The 421-nt window shown below is 56.1% G+C and carries 1 protein-coding gene; it reads right to left on the reverse strand.

Annotated features, from left to right (window positions below):
* The coding region (locus HMPREF2527_RS00915; RefSeq protein ID WP_371440203.1) for an ATP-binding cassette domain-containing protein at positions 1–409 on the reverse strand (409 nt) is incomplete at its 3' end.
* Positions 410–421 lie beyond the last annotated feature (12 nt).

A 421-nucleotide genomic window follows, 5' to 3' on the forward strand; every position in this document is an offset into this window, starting at 1 on the left:
GGTAGGTTCCTTGCTCCACCACACACCCACCATCCAACACCACCACAGAATCAACACCACGCAACGTCCACGCACGATGAGACACCAACACCACCAAACGCCCGGCAGCAGCCACCTTCAACCGAGCAAAAATCTCCTCCTCAGTCTCAGCATCCACAGCACTGGTCGGCTCATCCAACACCCACACCGGCGCATCCCGAAGAACCACACGCGCCAACGCCAAACGCTGCCACTGACCACCCGAAAGACCAACACCACCAAACGACTCACCCAACTGAGCATCCAAACCGCCCTCAAGACCACGCACAAAATCATCAGCACAAGCCACCGACAAAGCCGACCACAAATCAGCATCACCAAGACGCTCAACAGCCTCCTGCGGCAAACCCAGAAGAAGATTTTCACGCACAGTCAGTTCATA

Source organism: Rothia sp. HMSC071B01, assembly GCF_001808945.1.
Lineage (GTDB): Bacteria > Actinomycetota > Actinomycetes > Actinomycetales > Micrococcaceae > Rothia.